We start from the raw sequence: 16,505 nt of genomic DNA, 5'->3' as shown, positions 1-16,505 counted from the left end.
ATCGGCCCTCCAGGGGCTGTGGAAAAGGGGAAGGCCGCCACCAGGGCGACCGGGTTGATCAGTGAGATCCGGGAAGCGGATGGTCGTCGTGCTCCGCCAGGGCCCGCCTGAACAGGCGAAGCTGGTCTCCCGGATGGCCTTGGGCGTACTCGCGGTAGATCTCGTCCCAGCGCGCCGCGTGCGGCGACAGTTGGAACCGTTGACCGCGGAAGACCGGCAGGATCCCGCAGTGGCAGTTGTTGTGGAACTTCACCACCGACGCGTCACCGGAGAACCGGTCATTCGCATCCCGACCTGCGGTTTCTGCCGTGGCATAGACCGACCCGCGGGATGCCATGAGCTTGCAGAAGGAGCAGGCGCCGAGCGCTGCCACCCGGGCATACGCCACAGCCTGCCGATCCTGCCTGACCGCCTGACGGACCGTCTCCCGGCCCACATCAGCCACAAGACGCTGTGTGGCCATGTCCGCCTTCACGAACGCGGCCTCCAGCCGGACGTCCAGCGGCTCCAGCTGCACCGGGGTCGCCACGTCGGCGTCTCGGTCCCATACGTCTTTCGTGGCCCACCGCATTGACGCGTCCACCTGCTCGCCCGGCGGGGCGTCCGCCAGCCGGGCCGTGAACCCGTCCGGCACACCGGCGTCTGCGCGCTGCCCGTCGTAGAAGTCCGCGGCCAGAGCCGCCGACACTTCCGCGTACTGGTCCACCACAGCGGCCACTGCCTCGATCCACGGGGGCACCGTCGCCTGCAACCGGCGCGGATTGATCAGCCGCCGCAGCGTTCGCAGATCCCGCAGCAGCAGAGCCGTCAAGCCCTGCTGCGCGGACCGCCAACGGGCCACACCGGGTGAGCTATCCGAGGTCGTCGACGCCACCGTCGGCCTCCGACGGCTCGGTGCTCGCCGTAGACGAGCCAGCCCGGATCTCGGCGAAACGGTCGAGTAGCGCGCTGCCAGCCGCCCGACCGGCGCCACGGCGCCGGTCCGCCGCGATTCGCTGCCGCTGCGGCTCCGTGAACCCAGCCATCTCCAGGGTGACGTCACTGTCCGCCGGGAGGACGCCTGCCTGCACCAGCTTGACCGTGGCATCCACCTGGGCGGCCACCGTCGGTGTCGCCGGATTCCGCCACACTGTTTCGATGCGACGCGTCTTGTCCGGCGGCTCCCCGTCACGGATCCACAGGGCGAGCCGCATGGCCTGCTGCCACCCTGCACCGAACCGGCGGATGCGGCGCTCGGCCTTCTTCACCTGCCGGTTGTCGGCGAACCGGATCGCGTCTGCGGAGGCTGGGTTGTCGCTGCTGTAGCCGAGGACGTGCGGGGCCACCGACATCTGCGACGCCATGATCCGCGCATACAGATCGATGATCTTCGTCTGGCCGGACGGATCATGGGCGGGGAACGTACCTACGTCCGGCACGTTGCCTTCCTCGTCCCGCTCCAGCGCGAGCACCCGACCGATATACGTTTCCCACGCCGACTTGGCGTTGCCCTCTGCATCCTGGAACGCAGACTCGCTTGCACCCAGAATGTAGCGAGCTGGCGCCCCGAAGAACTCGGCCGCGACCTCGATACCCATCAGGCGCCGACAGGCGGCATCCGTGATCGACATGACCTCAGGCGTGATCTCCGACTTGCCGACCCGGTCCGCAGTTCGCTGCCGGTTCGCCAACCTGACCACCGGCACGACACCGAGCTTGTGCTCGTCCCGGTCGACGACCTCCCAGCCTCCCGACTCCGACGGCAAGCACATCACCGTCTGGTCCGGCAGATACAGGACCAGCATCCGCTGCTCAGGGCCCGCCTCAATGTACGAGTCGGCGGCGCACTCGCGGAGCGCCGCGGTGCCCATGCGCATGCGGGCATCCCACATCAGCGTCATGTCCAACGGCGACTCCGCCGTGATCAGCGGCGGGCACTCATCCGTTCCGCAACCACCCGAACCGACCGCCAGATACTCCCGGCCGTACACGAAGGCGTCCAGGTGAGCCAGCGACGACTCGTCGAACAGGTCGTTCGCCTCGGCGATCTCCGTCAACTCCGACGAATCCGAGCCGTCCGCCCACCGGAACGCCTCCAAATCCAGGCGCTCCTCCAGGCTTTCGACACCCACCCGAGGCCAGCCGATCACCGTATGCAGACCCTTGAGCTGCGGCGGAATCGAGATTCCCAGGTCGCGGATCAGCTGCTCGCCGTTGAAATAGGCGTCCCGCAACTGCAGCGCCCACCGGTCCCGCAGCATGTCGGCACGCAGCAGGTTGATCAGCGCCTGCTCCTCGTCAGACAGATACACCAGCGGCAGCTCGGGAATCGACAGGGTCATCGCAGCACCACCACCCTCCCCCGGCCTGGCGACTTCTTCTTGGCGCGCTTCGGCGAGTTGAGGATCATCCGGCGCAGCATCCGCGCCCCGACCATGCACACCGCAAGGTCGATCTTCCGGGCAGATTCACGGTGCTCCTTGCCGATCGTCACACCCCACCGGTTCGTCCGACGACGAGCGTTGATGACGTGTGTGCGGAGCGTCTTGTGCCCGTCATGCGTCAGCGTCCGCTCCAGCACATCGGCGTGCGTGCGCTTCACGGCCTCCGTGAACGTCTCCTGATTCCTCGGGTCACGCATGTCCCAACGCACCGCGTGCGCCTTCGGACCCGACACCACCGACCGCAAAGCCAGCTTCCGACCCCACGTCTGACCCCACAGGTCGATGAAGGCGTCCCAGTACATCTCGCCGTCATCGTCGTCCTGCCCGGAGCCCGGGTCAGCGAAGAACGCCAACACCCGGAACCGGGCGAACGCGTTCTCCACCACACCGTGCACCTCTTCCCGAGGCACCCGATACGGCACGAAGCCCGGCGTGTTCGGGGACGGCCAGTTCGCCGGCCTCTGCCAGACGCCTAGTGCGGTCACGAAGCCGTCCGACATGCGGCAGGCGCACAGACCGGTCGCGTCATCGCTCTTGGAGCCGTCGAAGAACAGCACGATCTCGTCGCCGTCCTCGAGCTGAAGGCCATCACGCTTGCAGGCATCCCACTCATAGCGGGCCATCCACGCATCCTCAGCCGCGACGATCTGGTTGTACCAAAACCGCCGCGACCGAGACGGAGGATTCCGCGGGTCCAGAATCGACTTGATCAGTCGAGGGATGTTCAGCCAGGTCGAGTCGCCGCGGACTGCCAGGAGCACCTTCTCCAGCCACGGCTTCGTCAGCTTGGCTTCAGGCGGCGCCTCCAGCGAGTCGTACAGGATCCCCGTGTCCTCCGCACGGCCGGCCTCCGCCGCCTCGTAGGCGTCACGGGTCTGCTCGGCAACCGAATCCTCGCCGGGCTCGAAGGCGTTGGTAATCGCGAAGGTGCGAGCGGAGCCGTCCGCCGACTTGGTGGCGTTCCGCTCGATCGTCGCCGCCATCTCGTGGCCCTGGTTCGACTCGATCCAGTGGTGCGTCTCGTTGAGGAGCGTGAACGTCGTCCGGCCACCTTCGAGAGCGCGCGGCGACGAGGTCACCGCTTCGATTCGTGCGTCTCCTTTGTGGGCGTAGACGATCTCTTTGCCGACGTCGATGCTGTACTCGGCTCGGGCTTTCGGAGTGAAAAGCGACCCGAATATGATCATCGTGTTGCGGGTCTGGTCCTTTGAGACAGCCGCGACCTGCACCCAGGGCTCTGGATGAGGTTCACCGACCGGCTGCCCCTCGGGCACCCCGCTCTCATCCCTCGGCCCCGCGATACGGCCAGTCCAGCGGGAGGGGCCGACGAACTCGACGGCACACAATGTCGCCCCGAACGGGTCCTTGCCCCAGCCCTTCAGGCGCTGGAGAACCGCATCCCGGTACGCGAACTCGCCCGTCACCGGGTCCAGGGCGAACCACCAAAGGATCAGCCGAACCTGCTCGCTGGTGTACCGCCACCGCATTCCGCGATGCTGCAGGTTCTTGCCCGTCCACAGCAGAACGTGCCAGCCGAGCGTGAAAGCCGGCTTGACGAACAACCCGTCCTCGCCGCGCGTCCATGTGGGCCCGATGACGACGGGGGTGATCTCGTCAGGGACTTCCTCGGCCGCCTGCTCAACCCCCGAAGGCGGAGCGGTAGTCATCGAGCACCGTCACATCGGCATCGGCCTGACTGGAGGGCTTCTTCCGCTCCAGCTCCATACGGGCCCGACGCCGGTCCCCCTCCGTCGTCAACAGCGACGACATCACCGAGTTCAGGGCCGCGACCAGCTGGCCGTTCGGACCACGCTCCGACAGCAGCACCTTCGACATCAGGTCCGCGGCGTAGCGGGCGACAGCCCAGTCCGACGGCTGATAGAACGCCGCCTGCCCCGACTCCCTCAGGCTGAGGTACCAGTCCGAGGCGATGGGATGCCACAACGGGTCCGCGCCCGGCAGGTCCGGTAGGTCCGTCGGTGGCCCCGACGGCGCCTTCGTGATTGAGTCGATCTCTTCCTTTGAGCGATGGCCCATGCGCTCCTCGGAGCGCTTACCGATAGGTCCACGAGCGCCCATGACGACCTCCAGGGTCAGAGCACGCCACCAGGGCGCACAGAGGGCTGGAAACAACGACGCCCGCAGGACGCCGCCGGGGCGTCAGAGCGAAGCGATCAAACCGGCCGCGTCAGGCAGCTCGGCAAGACTGAGGGGCGTACCCGAAACCCGGTCACCCACGATCATGTAGCGGCGGTCGGAGTACACCTCGATCGCGACCTCTCCGCGGCGAACCCGGCGCCCGGCCGGCACCGACCCGCGGAACCACAGATGCAGGCCGGTACCGGACCGGCCGCGCTCCATGTACGTCGGCGGCAACTGGTCGACGATCGCCTGCGCCCACGGCAGCACTCGACCGTTCTCGACCGCGTGGTCCAGGTCGACAACCACGATCCCGTCACTGGCCGTCAGGACGAAGCCGACGCCCTCACCAGCCGACGCCTTCGCCACAGTCGGGAAGTCCGACCAGGACGACGGGTCATCCACCGAGGCGAACCGGCCGTCGACCCGCAACGGCACCTTCCGCCACGAGTACCGAACCCACCGCGGACGCGCCGTCAACTCGGACGGGATACGCGAGGCCTGCTCGCCGGCCACCCGCTCCTGCTCGACCGCGATCCGCGCCCTGCTCGCGCGCTTCCGGCAGGTCGCACCGCAGTACAGGGCATCCGCCCGCGCCATCAACGGCAGCGGGCCGGTGCACTGCTCACACCGGGTGCGGCGGGGGGCGGGGGTCGAGGTCATGACCCCAGTCTAGCCGCCCCGTGTCACGGCTACAGGGCTTCCACCTGCACCGTTACCATGCCGTGACGTGTGCGCGGAGCAGCCTGACGACAGGTCGGCTCGCATCACCGCAGGTCAGCGACCTTGGAAACCCGGGCGGGATGTCAGGTGCTATACGAGGCCGATCTGTCGATCACGACGGGTGGGGGGTACGCCCCCTATGTCCGGTTCGCGCCGCCCGACCCTCTGACCTGGAGTGACGACACCATCGCACCCTATGTCCGTTTCGATCCGATAGGCCTGACTTGCGCGTGTGGCTCAGGCGTGCAGCGTTCGGCTCACATGAGCGATCACCTGTGCTCGCTGCACCATGATCACGGTGACCACGTCGCCGCGCCTCACGCCATGCATGCCTGCCCTGCCCCGGCGGCCAGCCTGGTGGACTGCCCTACGCCTGGCCGGCGAGGCGGGTGAGGAGGGTGACCGCGGCCTCCATGTCCCTGTCGCGCTTGCTGCTGTTGCATCCGAGGTGGGCGCTCTGGACGTTGCTCAGTGCGTGTGCTCCGCCTCGGGACAGAGGGACGATGTGGTCGATGCTCGGGCTCTTGGGGTGCGGCCATGCGATGGCTCGGTCGATGGGCTCGTGGCACAGCTGGCAGGTCCAGCCGTCCCGCACGTGGATGTCGAGCGGTGCGAACACCTCGTCGGTTCGCGCCTGCTGCACGAGTGCTCGCCTGCGTGCGTCGGCTGCTGCAGCCGCTGCTGGATAGAGCAGCCTCCAGTGCCCGATCTCCTGGCGGCGCCGCCGCATGTACACCCGCTGCGCCTCTCCGTGCCGGTGCCTGGTGTACCACTGCCCATGCTCAGCCTTGTACTGCCGGTTCCAATCTCGCATTCGTTCGGCGTTGAAGGCCCGCTTGCATTCGGGCCTGCCGCACTGTTTGCGCTGGGGGTTGACCATGGGCGCGGTGCAGTAAGGGCACGGACGTGCGTTGACTTCCCGCTGTTGCCGAGTCTTTTCTCGGGCGGCGGTCCGCTCTGCTTCGTACCGCCCGTCTGCGCGAGCTCTCTCGTCTTTGACGCGGGCCCGGCATGAGGCGGAGCAGTAGGTGGGTATCGGGCCGGTGCGTCCGACAGTCTTCTCCGCGCCGCAGCGTGCGCAGGTGATGGTGGTGGGGCGTGTAGCGTTGGGCATGCTGGTCCTGTCGTGTCAGGGCTGGCCGTGGCCCCGGGAGTGTTGGTAGCACTCGCCGGGGTTCTATTGTCTCAACGCCCGCTGACAGTCGGCTGGTTCCTCACCGTCGTCGGCCGATGTTGGCCCGACTGCCGGTGTAGCTGCCGGTGTACCTCCGGTGGAGAAGCTGGCAGTAGCCGCGGGCTCGGCCGGCCATGTAGCGGCTGAGGAGCCTGTTGCACCTTGTCCAGTCCCCGGGGGTATTCCAGCGGATGCGTGCGCCGCCCTTGCCCGACGGGCCCCAGTACCGGCGGAAGGTCTCCGCGTTGCCTCGCCGGCCGCGTCCCTTGGATGCCACAGGTCATCACTCCTTCTGCGGCGCGGGCTGGTCTTCGTCTACCCGTTCGATGATGACGCCAAGGCCTGCGGGGAGTGCGTAGTTGGGGCCGTGCTGGTCGGTGAAGATGGCCCAGTCTCCGCTGAAGGTGAGGGCGAGGTCGTCGTCGATGCGGAAGTCGTCGCGGCCTTGGGCTCCGGGGAATTGGATGAGCCAGCGGGGCATGGTGTCACCTCAGCCCTGGGTGCGGTTCCTGTGGCCTCGTCCGTCCGGGCCGCGGGTTGGCGCGCTGCGCGGCGAGGCCTTCGCGGCTGGACTTCTGCAGGTGGCAGGGTTCGCAGACCCCTTGGAGTCGGTCTTCGGCGTGGGCGTCGGTCTTGGCTTCGATGTGGTCGCAGTGGGTGGACGGCCTCACGCCGCACAGCTTGCAGATCGGGTCGCGGTCGAGCACCTTGCGGCGGATCGTCGCCCAGTTCGACGGTAGTCGGCTCTTGCGGTCGCTACCCTGCCAGCCGCCGCTCACGGTCCACTCGCGCGCAGCTCGGAGAAGACCCGCTCGATCTCCTTGAGTGATTCGAGCTCGATGAGATGCCGGGCCAGGTCTCGCAGTGCACGCCCTCGCGTCCAGCCGGTGCCGCATCGGGTGCCGAGCGTGTCGTGTTCAGCGAGGTAGCCGTTCAGGTAGTTCTTCGCCTCGCGCCACTTGCGGGCCTTGATCCGCTCCCACTCGCGATGCAGTGATGCGCGGAGGTGTCGGCGGGCGGCGACCCTATCTGCTTCGTGAACGAAGCGGGACAGGTCGGCGAGGAGCCCGACGGGGTAGATGGTTATGGCGCGTCCTTCTGTCTTGAGGCGCTCCATGACGGATGCGGGAACCACGTCTACTCCTCGGGGCTGCGTTCGGTTGTGCTGCTGGGTGACCAGCCTGCGAAGCCGGCGCGCCTGTCGGTGGGGCTGCCTGCGATGGCAACGTCGTACAACCGGATGGCGGTTTCTTCGGCGCGGCGGAGTGCTTCGTCTGCGCCTGTGATCTCGACGGTGATGTCGCGGATGCCGTCGGACAGCTTCACCGTCACGTCAGGCATCGCGTCTGCCTCGGCACTCGGCGAGGTGCGTGATGCCGTTGGTGTCGGAGGCAGGGCCGCAGCACCACTTGGACGGCCCGTTGAGTGCGCGGAGGGTGGCGCACTGGTCGTGGGCGACGGGCGGGCTGTCGGTGGTCTGGCCGGGGAAGTCGTAGTCGGAGCATTCCCAGCAGATGGTCTGCCCTCTGTGTTCGACGGGCCGGTGCAGGTTGCGGACACGCTCGATAGCCTCGGCCTGCGCGTCGCGCTGCGTGCGGAGTCCGCGTGCGGCGTTGAGGATGTCGTCCCAGTCGCGGATCCCGTCCATGCCGAGGGCGTCGGTGAGGGCGGCCTTCTGTTCCTTGGAGACGCGCTTCCGGATGGCTTCGGCTTCTTCGCTGTGCCTGGCCTGCTGACGGAGTACTTCCATCTCGTCGACCGGGGTCCACGTCGCTTCCGCTTCGCGGAGGTAGGCGCTGGTGTCGTTGGCGGGGATGTCGATGGTGTCTTCGAAGACGAGGACGGCGCGGGCGCCGGTGCGCGCGGCGAGGTAGTCGTCCATCAGGTCGCGTCGGAGGGCTTCGAATCCGTCCCCGTTGGCGGGCACCTGGTCGACGACGAGCACGAAGGGCGGCCGGTCGTCGCCGCTGCCTTCGGGGAGTTCGAGGATCTGCAGGCGGGCCATCAGCCGGTCACCGCCTTGGGTGCGGAACGATGAGTGTGGTACTCGGCGAGCGCGACTCGGCCAGCGGCCCGATCGCTCTCCGGCCAGCGGGCGATTCGCCACCAGACTTCGTGCAGCCATCGGTCGCAGACCGGGATGCTTGTGGCCTTCTTGTCGTCATGGGCCATGGCGCGGGCTCCTGTGGTGGTCAGGGTTTCCAGCGGGGTCCGCGTAGTGCGGCGGGCACCTGGCTGGTGGTGACGGGTGGGGTGGCGAGGATGTCGCCGAGGCCGAGGCGGCGCTCGCTGCGCGGCGGCGGCTTAGGGATCTGCGGCCGGTCGAGGCTGGCGAGGATCTCGGGCGTGATGCCGTGCGCGTGCGCGAGGTCCAGCAGCTCGGGGCAGTCGTTGATGTTGTCGACGAACGGCACGGGATCGTCCCACAGCCACTCGTGCCCGCAGCCTTCGCATGCGGCTTCGAACGAGCTGTTGGCGGCTGTCGGATCGAGCCGGTGCCGGTTGAGGATGCGCCGGTCGGCTTCGCAGCGGAGGCGGACGCCTTCCGTCTGGCTGGGCGAGAACTCGTTCTCTTCGATCAGTCGCTCGACCTCGTCGACTTGCTGGGTGATCCAGGCGTGGAGATCCATGGCGCGGGCTCCGGGTGGTCAGAGGTCGCGGGGCATGTCGATCCACATCTCGCCGTGCACGAACGGGCAGTTCGGCATGGGCGCGGACTCGATCACGTCGGACCATTCTCGGTTGAGTGCAGCATGCGGGTCGCAGTTGTGGATGTGGCCGGGCTGATCGCGGAAGCGGAGTGCGGTCGTGGCCGTCTCCTGGCAGTCGCCCCAGCCGCAGAGGCTCAGATCTTCCTGCATGGTGCCGACTCCAGGTTGTGGGCTAGGAGTGTGAGAGCAGGAAGATCGTCCGCTTGCCGAGGCAGAGGCCGATCTCCCACTGGCTGTTGTCGCGGGCGATGTGGACCGGCGTGAAGTGGATCTGCCACAGCCAGCGGCTGCGCCAGTAGGTGCGGTAGCCGAACGGCTGGACGTGCCCGGTCTTGAGGGCCTTCCAGTGCCACGGCTTCTCCCCGCGCCAAACGGTCTTGATGAGGCGGGTGCTGTCGGCAGTCGTACTCACGTCGCCTCCTGGGTGGCAATGCCGAGCGGTCCGGTGATCTCGTACTGATCGAGCTGCGACAGGGCGTGGCCGAGCAGTCCGCGTAGGAGGGCGCGTTCGCGTGCGCTGTCGGGGATGCCGCCGGGCTGGTCGATGACGCTGTACGTGCGGCCGTCGGACCAGGCGTAGACGAGGGTCGTCGGCTTCTGCTTGAACGCGGTCGCGTACTCGTTGAGGGTGCGCATCAGTTCTTCGCCGTCTATCTGGTGGCAGAGGGAGCAGATGCGGACGGAGGCGCTGGCGTGGGCGGGCTTGTTGTACTCCCATGCGTGCTCGCACGGGTTCGGCATGGCAACAGACTCAGTCACGACGCGGCCTCCGGCCCGGCCTCGGCCTTCTGTGCCCCGAAGAAGGCGTCCATAATGCCGCCCCACTTCTCCATGGCGTTGTCGGCGATCTGTTGGCCGCTGGCCTTCTTCACGTAGCCGCTGATCGCTTCGGCCTGCTGAAGGACTTCGGGCGGGACGGCATGGAGGACGCCTTTCAGGCAGGTGTCCTCACGTCCGTGCAGCTCTTCGTGCTGCTGCATGGCGATGATCAGATTCCATGCCCACAAGGGCAGGTCAGGGACAGGGGAAGCCATGGGCGCGGGCCTTCCGTGGGGTCAGACATTGACGGCCCGCCGCACGCCTTCTTCCAGCGTCACAGTGGGCATGTAGTGGTCGAGCATCCGGCTGGGGTCGCACACTCGGTGGTGGACGCCTTGCGGGGCGTCGTGCCGGTGCTTCAGCGTCGGCTGGTAGCCAGCTGCGGCGCACATGATCCGGGCGAGGTCGTTGAACGAGGTGGCCCTGCCCCAGCCGAGATTCACCGGTCCGGTCACCTCGGCGTCGAGGAGTGCGAGGGTGGCGCCGACGAGGTCGTCGATGTGGATCCAGTCGCGGGTGGAGTCGCCGGACCCCCAGATTTCGAACGGGTCTTGGTGCTCGCGGGCTCGCCGGGTGAACGCCGGGAACGGGTACGCCTCGTCCTGGTCCTCGCCGTACCCGGAGAAAGGGCGGGGGACGAGGATCCGGCAGCCCTCCGCCTCCGCGTACCGGGCGAGCTTCTCCCCGGTCAGCTTCGCCCAGCCATACGTGGCGTCGGGCTGCTCGGGCTGGTCGAGGTCGATGTCCTCTTCGTACAGCTTCCGCACGTCGCCGGGCTGCTGAAGCTCCACCGGGTAGGCGGCGCTGCTGGAGAAGTAGACGGCTCGCGGGGTGCGGGTGCAGACCAGCCACCGCATGTACCAGGAGTCCAGGGCGAGGTTGGTGGCGACGCCGAGCGGGGAGCCGTCGATGCTGGCCCGACCGCCGACGATCGCCGCACAGTGGATGGCGAGATCCATGCGGGTGTCGTCGTGGCGGAAGAAGTCGAGGGCGTCACCGACTTCCACGCCGGGTGTGGGCCGCAGGTCGAGGGCGAACACGTCGTCGCCACGATCGGCCAACGCGCGGTGGAGGTGGCGGCCGACGAAGCCCGACGCGCCAGTCAGGAGGACTCGCATCGGACCCCCACTTGCTTCAACTGGGCAGCCAAGGCAGCCATCTCGGCATTGCCTGTCTCTATCGCACGCGTTTCGACATCCCGCAGTAGGAGGCCGAGCCGGTTCTTGAAGCCGACCATCTCACCAGGCTGCTCAGGGCGAGGGACGCGGACCCACACCTTGCCGTTGCCGTAAACGTCACAGCCTGACGGGTAGTACCAGTAGCCGCCTTGTTCCTGCTCGAATGGCTTGAGTTCTTCCCACGTCAGGGGAGGAGCGTCGCCCATTACGTACCCACGCCTGCCTTGACGGCCCGGTACACGCCCCACGGCAGGCCGCTGTCGACAGGCTCCAGCCCGATCTCGGCGCACGCGTCGGCCTGCTGCTGCCGGGACCAGGTGGTGACGCCGATCCAGCTGTCGGCTTCGGCCGGCTGGTCGGAGACGGGCCAGTCGAGGACGAGGATGCCGCCGATCTTGGTCGCGGCCCGCAGCTTGCCGATGATGTGCAGGCAGTCGCTGTAGCTGTGGTGGATGAGGACGGCGAGGGAGTACACGGCGTCCATGCGGCGGCGGCCGAGGTGTGCGGCGACGCCGTCGGCGTCGGCCTGGACAGCGGTCAGTTCGGGGGCTCGCTTCCACAGCCGGTCGAGCATGCGCTGGGAGGCGTCGACTGCGGTCACCTCGTAGCCCCATTCCGCCATGGGGATGGCGACGCGTCCGTCACCGCATCCGAAGTCCATGACCTTGGCGTTGCCGGGGATGACGGTGGCGAGCATGTCGGCCTGCGCGCGGCCGGCCTCCCAGTACGCCTCTTCGGAGACCTGCCGCAGCGGGTGGATCGCGGTCGGGTCGGCCTGGTCCCATGCCTTGATGACGTCGTCGGCGGTCACGCTGATACCCACTCCCCGTTGCGGACGAATCCGTGTGTCCCGCAGCACGACCACAGAAGGGACGGCTCCATGTGCAGCGGCTGACGCGCCACGAGCGAGTGCTCGGGCGCGGCCTGCGCATTCCACTGCCCTTGCTGGCTGCACCAGTGCCAGAACCAGGGGTTGGGGTCGCCGGGGTCTGCTGTCAGTTCCGGCGGAACCCAGCCGTAGGAGATGTCGGCGGTGAGGTCATGGACTTCGGTCCACCAATCGCACCAGGTCGAGGGGGGCGTTTCGTGGTCACGGACGCCCATCGCTCCCCCTGGATCCGATCAGTCCGCCGAGGTTGAACGTGCCATCGGCCGCGAAGAGGGCTTTGATATCGGCATGCGCCATTCCGTCGAGCGGCAGCCAGCACGAGCACAACGCTGTGGCGCTGCACGTCTCCCCGCATGTCTCGCATGCCCATGGCGGGCAACTTCCGCAGTGCTCGGATGGGTGGATGTCGTTCGGTGTTCCGTCGGGGGCAGGCTTGGTACGACCGCAGCCCTTGCAGGCGAGGATCACGCCGCCTCCTCGATGAGCTTCCGCAGCTTGGCAAGGTCGGCTTCGAGGCCGCCGCCGTCGCGGTACTCGTAGTAGGCGGCCGTGTCGGCGGACACCTGCTGCTCGCTGTTGCACTCCTCGTACACGGCATCGAGTTCGGCCTTCGACGCGGCCGGGTGCAGGTGCTCGATCACCATGTCGTCGAGGTAGGTGATCCGCCCCATGCCGCGCCCCCAGTCGACCCACACCAGGTCGACGCACAGGTGCACCATGCTGGGCGGCGCCATGTAGTTCAGCGTTCGGACGATGTCGGCGGTCATGGCGACGGCAGTGGCCATCTTCTCGCCTTGCAGCAGGTCGTTGCCGTAGACGATGCCGGGCCCGCCCGACAGGCACTCGCGGATGCGGGCATCCCACGGCATCGCGGCGGGGCGGGGACGGTGATCGTCACCCATGAACGCCAGGAACCGGTAGTCCTTGGCCGCCTTCACGGCCTGCTGGTTGAGGGTGCCGACCAGCCGCCGCCGCTTGCCGAACGTGAACCGGATCTGCCCGCCCGACTTGAACTTCGCCGCCTCGCGCTTGTATGCGGACAGCTCGGGGTCGTCAGTGTCGACCGCGAACAGCAGATCGGCCGTCGCGCCGGTCTCGTGCCACGCCCTGACGATCGGCATGACGGCTTGCGGTCGGCCTCGGGTGGGGATGATGACGAGCAGGTCGTCGGCCATGGCGCGGGCACTTCCTAGTAGACGGTGATCGTTCCGGCCCGGTAGACCGGGGTTTCGGCTCCGGCAGCCCAGGTGAGCCACACCCGGTACTCGCCGGGCTCCAGGGTCACGGCGCCGCCGTTAGGGCCGATGAGGATGCGGGCGTGCGGGCTGGCCCACTCCCCCGCCAACCAGTCCCCCTCCACGGGGTTGCCGGTGACCGAGCTGGGCTGGAACGCGAACTGCGGCGGAGCGGCCGGGCTGATCGGGGTGCCGCCCGCCTTGCTGGTGGCGGTGACCCGCACATACTCGGTGCTCGACGCGGCTACCTCCACGGCCGGCTCACCACCCATCCGCTGTGCGGGCGCCCGATGGTGGTGTCGATGTCGTTGCGGTCGGTGCCGCCTGCGGTGGCGGTGGCGTCGGTGTCGACACTGCCCGCCCCGCTGGCGTGGTAGACGGCCTGCGCGGTGACGGCTGCCATGGTGTCGACGATGCCTGCCCCGGTTCCGGTGGCGGTGCGCTTCGCCGTTCCAGTCGCTGCGGTGGTCATGGTGCCGGAGCCGGTACCGGTGACAACCGCGCCGTCCGACAGCGTATTGACGTTGTCGTAAGCAGCGAAGTCTGTGGTCCCGGCGTCGCGGTAGCAGAACAGATCCACCGCGCAGGTGTCGACTGCGGCGGTGATCCAGGCCGGGGTGGCGAGGGTGCGCCGGTTGGTCCACGTCGTCCCGTTGGGGCTGGTGTCCCAGTACACGTTGGTGCCGTCTTCACGCAGCCGCAGCCACAGGTGGTTCGTGGCGTCGTAGGTGATCTCGACGGCGCCAGCGTCGAAGTAGTCCGTGTTCGACTGCATGCGCAGCTTGCTGGTGACCCGGTTGATTTTGAAGCCGATGCCGGTGCCATCCACCGCAGACGTGATCATGAAGTGGACGCCGACATCCGTCCCCGTCGAGGCCGCAGGCAGCACCGGCGTCTTCAGATAGATCGACGCCCCCGCCAGCGTCCACGCCCGACCAGTCTGGTAGCCGGCGTAGGCCCCAGCGACCAGCGGCACACGAGCCTGACCGCCGGTCTCGGTGACACCACCGTAGGAATCGCCCCAGTTCGGGCCGATCACGCCATCGTTGAAATTGTCCTGGAGGGTGGTGAGGAGCGGCATCAGGGCCTCCTCACGACGCAGAGAACGTCCACGCGCCTGCGGCGACCTTGAACTCGTCCCCCGCGGCAACGGTCTTGGACGCGTCGAACGGGCCATAGCACCAGCGGACCGGCGTGCCGGCCGAGTCCCAGATCTCCCAGCCGACCACAGTGCAGGCGGGCATGCCGGTGAAGACGAGGTCTGCAGAGTTGGAGACGGCTCCGTTGACTGCGGCGGCGACGGAGATGTTCTTGCGGGCGTAGGAGCCGCCGGTGACCTCGGTGCCCGCGGCGGCATCACTGCCTGCCGCGGTGACGAGGGCCATCTTCAGCGGCAGCGTCGGGGCGGTCGTGGAGGAGCCGAAGAGCCAGTCGACGGTGCGGTTCTCGGCCGTGTTGCTCAAGTTGTCTGCGATGGCGACTGCCCTCCTCGGGCTGGAAGGTCAGCTGATGGTGAGGGAGCCTGCGAGCCGGACGAGGTTTTCGGCGCCGGGCGGATCGAAGGTGATCCACACCCGGTAGGTGCTGCGTGTGAGGGTGACCGCACCACCGTCGGGACCGACGAGGAGCCGGGCCACCCCGTCCGCCCACTCCGCGGTCATCCATTCGTCGGCGCTCGGGTTGTCGCCGTGCGCCACCACGGCGATCTTCACCGGCGACCCGGAGAGGTCCGTGCCCGCCGGTGCGGTGACGGGGACGTGCACGTACTCAGTCGACGAGGCGGGGATCACCACGGGGCACCCACCTCCCAACTGCTCGACTGCGGCGGCCGGGACGCCCACAGGGAGGCTTGCGGCGGCCCGGCGGCCCACGGACTGTAGGGGGCGCCGACGATGACCTCGATGTCGTCACTGCTACCCGACGTCGTACCGGACGCCGACAGGACCGCGGCGGCTGCGAGGCCGGCGCTGCTGGCACCTGCTGCCGCTCCGGCCGCGGTGAGCGTCACCGTGGCTTGCAGGACGGCCAGGCCCGTGGTCGTGCGCCGGCCTGCCGCGGCGATGACGCCGGCTGCGGAGAGTGCTGCGGCGCCGGTGACGGGCGGCGAGCCGACCAGTCCGTCGGCCGTGAGTGCCGCGCTGCTGGCGAGTCCTGCCGCGGTTGTGGTGGCGCGTAGTCCTGCGGCCTTGAGGTCGGCGGTTGCCGCGAGCTGGCCTTGTCCGGGGTGGCCGACCAGGCCGCTGGACACAAGGTCGACGGCAGCGGTGGCGCCTGCTCCGGCCGCGGTGGTCCGCTTCCCTGCGCCCGCTAGTTCGGCTGCGGCTTCGAGGCTTGCGTCGCCGGAGACGGTGGCGTGCCCGTCGGCGTCCAGGCTGGCGGTCGCGGCGAGTTCGGCCGTCTGGGAGAGGCCTCGCATGCCGGCTGCTGTCAGCCCAGCGGTCGCAGCCGCGGCAGCTGTGCTGCTGGTCCGTCGCACGCCGCCAGCCGCGAGATTGGCGGAGCTTGCGAGCCCTGCCCCGCCCGTTCTTCCGCGCATGCCTGCCGCGGAGAGTCCGGCGGTGCCAGCGAGCGTGGCGTCGCCGGTCACGCCGCCGGTGCTGGCGGGTGGGAGGGCGACGAGTCCGGCGGCCCAGGCGGTGGTGGGGCTGGCGGTGGCGCCGGAGGCGTCTTGGCTGCCGCTGGCGACGGTGATGCGGTAGGCGGATGCCCACGGCGAAACGTCGGCGACTTCGGTGAATCCGGTGGGCGGCTGGTGGGTGACGCCGGAGGTGTCGATGGTGTTGACGTGCCAGGCCAGCGCGCTGTCCACGTTGGATGTGACGGTGAGGGTGCCGATGGCGGTGCCACTGCCAGTCGCCGACTGGAAGGGCACGGTGGCGAGATCGGCGGTGGGGTCTACGCCGGAGAACCAGACGGCGGCGAGGGTGGACCAACGGCCACTGGTCCACGAGTACGCGAACGATGTTTCGGCTGCGATCCGGTGCAGGTAGCACTGGGTTTGCATGCTGGCCGTCGTGATCGTGCCGCGGAGAACAGCTCCGGCTGGCGGGGTAACGGCAGGGAAGCTGCCGGACTCGTGCCAGCGGACGAGCCAGAACACGCCGACCGCACCCGCGGTGACTCCGGCGGGTTTGGTGACGGTGCGGACTGTGGCGAGGGCGTCGGCGCCGGTGTTGGCCTGGGCGAGGTACGTCGTCACAGCCGACGCCTCCAG

The 16,505-nt window shown here is 68.4% G+C and carries 24 protein-coding genes; all 24 read right to left on the bottom strand.

What is annotated here, in order from left to right:
• Positions 1-58: 58 nt before the first annotated feature.
• Positions 59-874, bottom strand: coding sequence for a VG15 protein (locus Sru02f_RS12945; RefSeq protein ID WP_109030162.1), 816 nt, complete (start codon positions 872-874; stop codon positions 59-61).
• Positions 852-2,321: a phage portal protein gene (locus tag Sru02f_RS12940; protein ID WP_109030161.1), complete on the bottom strand. Its 1,470-nt coding sequence runs from the start codon at positions 2,319-2,321 to the stop codon at positions 852-854. The genes Sru02f_RS12945 and Sru02f_RS12940 overlap by 23 nt, the downstream gene beginning before the upstream one ends.
• Complete coding sequence (locus Sru02f_RS12935) at positions 2,318-4,090, bottom strand: terminase (protein ID WP_109030160.1); 1,773 nt, start codon at positions 4,088-4,090, stop codon at positions 2,318-2,320. Before Sru02f_RS12935 ends, Sru02f_RS12940 begins: the two co-directional genes overlap by 4 nt.
• Positions 4,062-4,502, bottom strand: a complete 441-nt coding sequence (locus Sru02f_RS12930; RefSeq protein WP_109030159.1) for a phage terminase small subunit — start codon at positions 4,500-4,502, stop codon at positions 4,062-4,064. Before Sru02f_RS12930 ends, Sru02f_RS12935 begins: the two co-directional genes overlap by 29 nt.
• A gap of 81 nt (positions 4,503-4,583) precedes the next feature.
• Positions 4,584-5,225: a bifunctional DNA primase/polymerase gene (locus Sru02f_RS12925; RefSeq protein WP_109030158.1), complete on the bottom strand. Its 642-nt coding sequence runs from the start codon at positions 5,223-5,225 to the stop codon at positions 4,584-4,586.
• Between the two features lie 427 nt (positions 5,226-5,652).
• Positions 5,653-5,928 carry an HNH endonuclease gene (locus tag Sru02f_RS12920; protein WP_159107502.1) on the bottom strand — a complete coding sequence of 92 codons (276 nt, stop codon included), beginning with the start codon at positions 5,926-5,928 and terminating at the stop codon, positions 5,653-5,655.
• Between the two features lie 814 nt (positions 5,929-6,742).
• The gene (locus Sru02f_RS12915; RefSeq protein WP_109030155.1) at positions 6,743-6,940 is read right to left on the bottom strand and encodes a hypothetical protein; all 198 of its coding nucleotides are present in this window, start codon (positions 6,938-6,940) and stop codon (positions 6,743-6,745) included.
• A gap of 294 nt (positions 6,941-7,234) precedes the next feature.
• Positions 7,235-7,594, bottom strand: a complete 360-nt coding sequence (locus tag Sru02f_RS12910) for a hypothetical protein (RefSeq protein WP_109030153.1) — start codon at positions 7,592-7,594, stop codon at positions 7,235-7,237.
• A gap of 2 nt (positions 7,595-7,596) precedes the next feature.
• Positions 7,597-7,800 (bottom strand): hypothetical protein, encoded by a 204-nt coding sequence (locus Sru02f_RS12905; RefSeq protein ID WP_109030152.1) that lies wholly within the window; start codon positions 7,798-7,800, stop codon positions 7,597-7,599.
• The gene (locus Sru02f_RS12900; protein WP_109030151.1) at positions 7,793-8,464 is read right to left on the bottom strand and encodes a hypothetical protein; all 672 of its coding nucleotides are present in this window, start codon (positions 8,462-8,464) and stop codon (positions 7,793-7,795) included. The genes Sru02f_RS12905 and Sru02f_RS12900 overlap by 8 nt, the downstream gene beginning before the upstream one ends.
• Positions 8,464-8,631 (bottom strand): hypothetical protein, encoded by a 168-nt coding sequence (locus tag Sru02f_RS12895; RefSeq protein ID WP_159107501.1) that lies wholly within the window; start codon positions 8,629-8,631, stop codon positions 8,464-8,466. The genes Sru02f_RS12900 and Sru02f_RS12895 overlap by 1 nt, the downstream gene beginning before the upstream one ends.
• Positions 8,632-8,651: 20 nt before the next feature.
• Entirely contained in the window at positions 8,652-9,089 is a 438-nt protein-coding gene (locus Sru02f_RS12890; protein ID WP_109030150.1) for a hypothetical protein, read from the bottom strand.
• Positions 9,090-9,107: 18 nt separating this feature from the next.
• Entirely contained in the window at positions 9,108-9,320 is a 213-nt protein-coding gene (locus Sru02f_RS12885; protein WP_109030149.1) for a hypothetical protein, read from the bottom strand.
• Between the two features lie 22 nt (positions 9,321-9,342).
• Positions 9,343-9,582: a hypothetical protein gene (locus tag Sru02f_RS12880; protein WP_109030148.1), complete on the bottom strand. Its 240-nt coding sequence runs from the start codon at positions 9,580-9,582 to the stop codon at positions 9,343-9,345.
• Positions 9,579-9,929: a hypothetical protein gene (locus tag Sru02f_RS12875; protein WP_159107500.1), complete on the bottom strand. Its 351-nt coding sequence runs from the start codon at positions 9,927-9,929 to the stop codon at positions 9,579-9,581. Before Sru02f_RS12875 ends, Sru02f_RS12880 begins: the two co-directional genes overlap by 4 nt.
• Positions 9,926-10,150 carry a hypothetical protein gene (locus Sru02f_RS12870; protein ID WP_159107499.1) on the bottom strand — a complete coding sequence of 75 codons (225 nt, stop codon included), beginning with the start codon at positions 10,148-10,150 and terminating at the stop codon, positions 9,926-9,928. The genes Sru02f_RS12875 and Sru02f_RS12870 overlap by 4 nt, the downstream gene beginning before the upstream one ends.
• 75 nt (positions 10,151-10,225) lie before the next feature.
• Positions 10,226-11,107, bottom strand: a complete 882-nt coding sequence (locus tag Sru02f_RS12865; RefSeq protein ID WP_109030145.1) for an NAD-dependent epimerase/dehydratase family protein — start codon at positions 11,105-11,107, stop codon at positions 10,226-10,228.
• Between the two features lie 265 nt (positions 11,108-11,372).
• Positions 11,373-11,978 (bottom strand): class I SAM-dependent methyltransferase, encoded by a 606-nt coding sequence (locus Sru02f_RS12860; RefSeq protein WP_109030144.1) that lies wholly within the window; start codon positions 11,976-11,978, stop codon positions 11,373-11,375.
• Between the two features lie 542 nt (positions 11,979-12,520).
• Complete coding sequence (locus Sru02f_RS12855; protein ID WP_109030142.1) at positions 12,521-13,231, bottom strand: hypothetical protein; 711 nt, start codon at positions 13,229-13,231, stop codon at positions 12,521-12,523.
• A gap of 14 nt (positions 13,232-13,245) precedes the next feature.
• Positions 13,246-13,545, bottom strand: a complete 300-nt coding sequence (locus Sru02f_RS12850; protein ID WP_109030141.1) for a hypothetical protein — start codon at positions 13,543-13,545, stop codon at positions 13,246-13,248.
• Positions 13,536-14,372, bottom strand: coding sequence for a hypothetical protein (locus tag Sru02f_RS12845; RefSeq protein WP_109030140.1), 837 nt, complete (start codon positions 14,370-14,372; stop codon positions 13,536-13,538). Before Sru02f_RS12845 ends, Sru02f_RS12850 begins: the two co-directional genes overlap by 10 nt.
• A 10-nt stretch (positions 14,373-14,382) precedes the next feature.
• Complete coding sequence (locus tag Sru02f_RS12840) at positions 14,383-14,754, bottom strand: phage tail fiber protein (protein WP_109030139.1); 372 nt, start codon at positions 14,752-14,754, stop codon at positions 14,383-14,385.
• Positions 14,755-14,793: 39 nt separating this feature from the next.
• Entirely contained in the window at positions 14,794-15,084 is a 291-nt protein-coding gene (locus Sru02f_RS12835; RefSeq protein ID WP_109030138.1) for a hypothetical protein, read from the bottom strand.
• Positions 15,078-16,490 (bottom strand): hypothetical protein, encoded by a 1,413-nt coding sequence (locus tag Sru02f_RS12830; protein WP_109030137.1) that lies wholly within the window; start codon positions 16,488-16,490, stop codon positions 15,078-15,080. Before Sru02f_RS12830 ends, Sru02f_RS12835 begins: the two co-directional genes overlap by 7 nt.
• Positions 16,491-16,505 lie beyond the last annotated feature (15 nt).

Source organism: Streptomyces rubrogriseus, from assembly GCF_027947575.1.
Lineage (GTDB): Bacteria > Actinomycetota > Actinomycetes > Streptomycetales > Streptomycetaceae > Streptomyces > Streptomyces rubrogriseus.
Note: the sequence above shows the minus strand (reverse complement) of the source record. Positions and strands in the feature narration are given on the sequence as shown.